The sequence below is a fragment of the Peterkaempfera griseoplana genome (assembly GCF_001418575.1).
In the GTDB taxonomy this organism is placed as follows: domain Bacteria; phylum Actinomycetota; class Actinomycetes; order Streptomycetales; family Streptomycetaceae; genus Peterkaempfera; species Peterkaempfera griseoplana.
The window spans coordinates 1-4,923 of sequence record NZ_LIQR01000666.1; the positions used below are offsets into that span (position 1 = coordinate 1).

The window sequence follows — 4,923 nt, forward strand, 5'->3', positions numbered from 1 at the left end:
CACCGGGGGATCAACCGTCGGACACGGCCTGGGCCGGGATCCGGCCGCAGAGCCAGTTGCCGGGCTCCGCCGGATCGTTGCTGATCCAGAACTGGCGCCACAGCAGTGCGAACTCCTCACGGCTGAGGTGGCCGTCGCCGTTCACGTCGAGCATTCGAAGACACCGGTCATGTCGACGGCTGCCCGTTCCAGGTCTCCACCAGCCTCCGGTGCTCCTCCGGGGAGATGCGGCCGTCGCGGTTGGCGTCCACGGCGTCGAAGACGGTGTTCGCCGTCGCGGTGACGTCCGCGACCAGGGCGGGCAACCGGTCGACGAGCATGAGGAGTTCGCCCATGTCGACCGTGCCGTCCCCGTTGGCGTCACCGACCTCCAGGAGCGCTGCCCACCAGCCCATCAGCAGTTCCTCGCCCCTGGCGCGAAGCTCCGTCCCGGGACCCACTCCGGGCAGCCTGCTCCAGCGGTCGGTGAGCGCCCTGAAGTCCTCCTCGCGAAGGCAGCCGTCGCTGTCCGTGTCGAACGCGGCGAACATCCCCTTGAGCTTGCGCTCCTGAAACGCGCTGGCCATGAGCGGCCTCCCTCGAAGCTGCGACGACAGCGAGTGAACGGTTTGTGACTATGAGTCAGGAAGTGTTGTCCTCTCCACGGGAACATGCGCGCGAGGTGTCACCCTCGTCCGCGCAGCCCCACCTGCCTGCCTCCAGGGGCAGTCACGCGGTGCGGCCGGCAGGGGTCCGCCGGGGCCGTGGTTGCTCGTGACGGTCAGTGGGGCAGAGTAGGGCCATGTCCAGGTACGAGACGATGGCCTTCCACCTCGAGACCGAGCGGCTGATACTGCGGCCGTGGGCCGAGTCGGACGCCGACGAACTCCGCGCGCTGAAGTCCGAACGCGGCGAGGGAACGCCCACGGTCGAGGACACCCGGGCCCTCATCGCCGGGCTGATCGCCGCNNCGCCGTGCCGAAGGCGACTTCATCGGCTACTGCGGGTTGATCATCGGCCGTTCCACCCTCGAGGAGCCCGAGATCGCGTATGAGCTGTTCCAGCGCGCGCACGGGCGTGGCTACGCCACCGAGGCGGCCCGGGCGGTGCTGGACGCCGCCACGGTGACCGGGCGGAAGCGGCTCTGGTCGACCGTCGGCGCATGGAACACACCGTCGTTGCGGGTCCTCGAGAAGCTCGGGTTCGAACGGGATCACGTGTCGACGGAGGAGAGCGGTGAAGTGGTGTGGCTGACGCGCTCGTTGCCGTGACAGCGGTCGCGTCGCGCCCCCGGCTTCGTGCTCACCCGGCCCCGGCCCGGCGGTCGACCGGCCGGTACTGACCGGGATCCGGCTCCCTCCTGCCGGGTGGGCCGAAGGGAGCACGGGACGGGCGCGGACTGCCAGGATGTCGTCATGGTCACCGAGGAGGACTGGATCCGGACCCGTGCGGGGCTGACGTTCGGGCAGCGATTCCGCGGAACGGTGACCCGGATCCTCGACCCGGGGGCGACCGGGATCTTCGTCGACATCGGACTCCCGGTCGGCGGCTTCGTCGATGTGCTGCTGCCGATCTCCGCCGAGCACTGGCCGGCTGAGGGAGCGGAGGCCGACTTCGAGGTCTGGTGGGCCGACGAGCGGCACCGGGTGCGGCTCAAGCCCGTGGATCGACGGTTCCTGCGGGAGGACTTCGACGAGTGGCAGGCCGAGTGGCGGCCTCGCTGGCCGGAGGACGTGCCGGTGGAGCGGGCCTGGGTGACCGCCGCCGTGGCGTCGAGGCGGGCTACCGGCCTGGTCGAGGAGCCACTGCGGGCGGCCGGATGGCGGCCGGGGAGGCGAGTTTCCGTCGACGGCTGGCGCGAGGCTCTGGAGAGAGGCGTCCTGGTTCGCATGCATGCTGCGGCGGAACGGTTCCTCGCGGAGTTCGGCGGGCTCGAGATGGAGATCGGCGGGCCGGGTGTCGACGTCGGCAGGACGCCGTTCCACTTCAGGCCCGACCGCTGCGCGGGCGAGGAGGACCGCTTCGCCGAGTGGAGTGAGACGCTCGGCCGGGACCTGTTCCCCATCGGTGAACTCGACGAGGGCAGGTTCTTCCTGGGCATCGACGAGACCGGCGAGATCTATCTGGTGGAGACCTGGCTGGCGACGTACGGGCCTGTTCAGGACGCACTGGAGAAGCTCGTCCTGGGTGTCGCTCCGACCAGGGTTGCGAGCGCCTTCTGACGGAGGCCGCAGCCTGCCGGGCACCGCCCCCCGGGAGACGGCGTCGCCGCCACCTCGCCGGAAACCGCGTACCGGCATGACCTCGGCCCTGCGGCCGTCCGGTGGGTTGCCCGGCCACGGCCTCCCTCGCCGAGCGGCGGTTGCCGGTCCTCCATGACCGAAGCCCGGCTTCAGGCGCTCTGCCGGGACGCCTCGGTCAGCTGCTGGGCCCAGACCGTCTTGCCGCCCTCCTCGAAGCGGGCGCCCCACTGCTCGGCGACGCTGGAGACGATGAACAGCCCACGTCCTGTCTCGTCGATGGTGCGGGCGTGCCTCATGTGCGGAGCACTGGCCGCGGCGTCTCTGACCTCGCAGGTCAGCATCCGGTCCAGGATCAGGCGCAGCCGGAAGGGGGAGGTGCCGTAGCGGACCGCGTTTCCGATCAGCTCGCTGACGATGAGCTCGGTGGTGAACGCCGTCTCCTGGTCGATGCCCCACTCCTCCACCTGCCGACGGGCCGCCGCGCGGGCGATCGGCGCGGCCTCGGGTCCTGCCGGCAGCGAGCGGGTCAGCACCCGGTCCGGGGGCAGCGCACTCGTACGGGCGAGCAGGAACATGGTCTCGCCGCTCCGGGGGCCGCGGGTGAGCGCGGACGCGATGCTGTCGCGCAGTCCCGGCAGCGGCCTGGGGTCCGGCCCGCCCAGGAGTGGGTGCAGGGAAGCGGACGGTGCCAGCACCTCGTCCATGATCGGGACGGTGCCGAGCACCAGGGTGCTTCCTTCAGGAAGGTCCACGGTTGCCATGGGAAAAGGGGCGTTGCCTGTCGTTGCGAGCAGGGGGCCCTGGGGCACGGAGAGGCGGCTGCGGCTCCCGTCGGGCAGCACGGCGACCGGCTCCGGGAAGCCGGCGCATGCGACGGCGCAGGTGAGATCGACGGGGTCGTAGATCGCGATGGTGCAGCCGGCGGTGAGCGGCTCACGGTGCAGGGGGTCCTCGGGCGGCAGGGCGGCGCGCTCGTCGGCGAGATGCGTCGCGGTGTCGTTCAGCCGGGCCAGCAGTTCGTCCGGCTGCAGGTCCATCGCGGCGAGCGTGTGGATGGCGGTCCGCAGCAGTCCCAGGGTGATGGCCGCGATGATGCCCTGCCCCGGTACCTCCCCGACGATCAGGGCGGTCCGTGCGCCGGGGAGCGCGATGGTGTCGAACCACGCGCTGCCGCCCTGCGGGTCGGGGAGGTGCAGCGGGGAGATGTCCACGGTGCTCTGGACGGCGGGACGCGTGGGGAGGAGTCTGCGCTGGACCGTGGAGGCGATGACCCATTCGCGCATGTACTGGCGGGCGTTGTCGATGCAGAGCGCGGCGTGCGCACACACATCGGCCGCCACCTCCAGGTCCGCCTCCTCGAACGGGTCCTCCTGCTTGTGGCGGTAGAAGCTGACCAGGCCCAGGACGTGCCCGCGCAGCGCCAGCGGCGCCACGATCAGGGAGTGGGCGCCGGACCGTTCGATGGAGTCGGCCCGCAGCGGGTCGGCGGCGAGCCACGGGCAGTCCTCGTCGATCTGCACCAGGCACGGCCGCAGGTCGGACAGGACGCGCGAGAAGGGGGTGCCGGAGGGCAGCGGACGCACGTCCCCGACGGGGTAGGCCGAGATCACCCCGTGGAAGGCCGCTCGGCGCAGGGGAACGGCATGGTCCACGGGCGCCGGCGGAGGTTCCTCGCCGCGGACGACGTCCTCGATGACCTCGACGACCGCGATCCCCGCGAAGGCGGGCACCACCGCCTCCACCAGCTCCCGGCACACCACGCCCACGTTCAGCCGGTGCCCCACCTGGGTGCGGACCCTGTCCAGGAGGGCGAGGCGGTTGTGTGCATGCTCCTGCTCGGTCACGTCGGCCGCGGATGTCACCAGTCCGATCACGGAGCCGTGGGCGTCCTCCAGGCGGAAGTAGGAGACGGAGTAGATGCGTCGGCTCCTGTGGGCCGGGGCCCTGGCGACCCGGACCAGCCGGTTCACCACCGGCTCGCCGCTCTCCAGGACCCGCCGCGCCACGGCGGCTTCCTCCTCCGGGTTCTGAAGTTCGTACGCCTCGGAGAAAGGCCTGCCCAGCAGCTCCTCCACCGGCGCGTCGCCCGGTCCGCCCATGGTGCTGTTCATGCGGATCACCCGCAGTTGCTCGTCGAGGACGAGCAACCCCACCGGGCACCGGCTGGACGGCACGTTCAGGACCGCCATGTCCGGCCTCGACAGGGTGTCCCCCGCCGCGGACACCTGCCAGAGGACGGACGATCCCCGCATCACCGGCTTGACCAGCACCGCGGGCGCCTCGGGGAAGCCCTGCCGCCGGTGCGCGTCGCGGGCGGCCACCTCACCCGTGAACGCGGTCACGGACCGACCGACGGCCTCCTCGGCGGACCATCCGAACAGTTCCTCGGCCGGACGCCCCCACTCGACCACCCGTCCGGCCTCATCGATGAGTGCAAGCACGTCATCGCCGGCCATGCGAAACCACCTCCGTCCTCATGCCTGCCCAGCCGGTGCCGACGGCAGGCCCGCTCACCGGAGAGCTGCACCGCTCGACGCGGCGGGTGACGACGACCCCGGCGGAGCCGAGGAGTGACCGTCCGTGCCGATGTCGTCGCTGCGGCGGCCCTGTGGGCGGCCGAGGGGCGTGGGGTGCCGGGTCGCCCGTAACGGCATGATGCGGCCGCCGGGCGCGGCACAGCGACCCGGCTGCGCGGCGGTAC

General features: G+C 71.7%; 4 protein-coding genes and 2 pseudogenes. 3 read left to right on the forward strand and 3 right to left on the reverse strand.

Going from position 1 to position 4,923, the window contains the following annotated elements; genetic code table 11:
* Positions 1–10: 10 nt before the first annotated feature.
* Both AOK09_RS42895 and AOK09_RS35040 read right to left on the reverse strand, forming a co-directional pair.
* Complete coding sequence (locus AOK09_RS42895) at positions 11–154, reverse strand: EF-hand domain-containing protein (protein ID WP_245687623.1); 144 nt, start codon at positions 152–154, stop codon at positions 11–13.
* Between the two features lie 13 nt (positions 155–167).
* Positions 168–566 carry an EF-hand domain-containing protein gene (locus AOK09_RS35040; RefSeq protein WP_245687624.1) on the reverse strand — a complete coding sequence of 133 codons (399 nt, stop codon included), beginning with the start codon at positions 564–566 and terminating at the stop codon, positions 168–170.
* Between the two features lie 215 nt (positions 567–781).
* Between AOK09_RS35040 and AOK09_RS42900 the strand changes: the two are divergent.
* From AOK09_RS42900 to AOK09_RS39785, 3 genes and pseudogenes are all read left to right on the forward strand, one after another.
* Positions 782–948 (forward strand): annotated as a pseudogene (locus AOK09_RS42900) (GNAT family N-acetyltransferase); the annotation flags it as partial.
* A gap of 2 nt (positions 949–950) precedes the next feature.
* A pseudogene (locus AOK09_RS42905) lies at positions 951–1,250 on the forward strand (GNAT family N-acetyltransferase); the annotation flags it as partial.
* A 144-nt stretch (positions 1,251–1,394) separates the two neighbouring features.
* Positions 1,395–2,201 (forward strand): SUKH-3 domain-containing protein, encoded by an 807-nt coding sequence (locus AOK09_RS39785; protein WP_063796166.1) that lies wholly within the window; start codon positions 1,395–1,397, stop codon positions 2,199–2,201.
* Positions 2,202–2,371: 170 nt separating this feature from the next.
* On the opposite strand, the gene AOK09_RS35055 is transcribed toward AOK09_RS39785, so the two are convergent.
* Positions 2,372–4,678 (reverse strand): SpoIIE family protein phosphatase, encoded by a 2,307-nt coding sequence (locus AOK09_RS35055; protein WP_055591236.1) that lies wholly within the window; start codon positions 4,676–4,678, stop codon positions 2,372–2,374.
* Positions 4,679–4,923: the final 245 nt, after the last annotated feature.

What these genes read in the sequence shown, in the direction of transcription:
- AOK09_RS42895 (WP_245687623.1), bottom strand. Translation starts at nt 154, where the DNA reads ATGCTCGACGTGAACGGCGACGGCCACCTCAGCCGTGAGGAGTTCGCA.
- AOK09_RS35040 (WP_245687624.1), bottom strand. Translation starts at nt 566, where the DNA reads ATGGCCAGCGCGTTTCAGGAGCGCAAGCTCAAGGGGATGTTCGCCGCG.
- AOK09_RS39785 (WP_063796166.1), top strand. Translation starts at nt 1,395, where the DNA reads ATGGTCACCGAGGAGGACTGGATCCGGACCCGTGCGGGGCTGACGTTC.
- AOK09_RS35055 (WP_055591236.1), bottom strand. Translation starts at nt 4,678, where the DNA reads ATGGCCGGCGATGACGTGCTTGCACTCATCGATGAGGCCGGACGGGTG.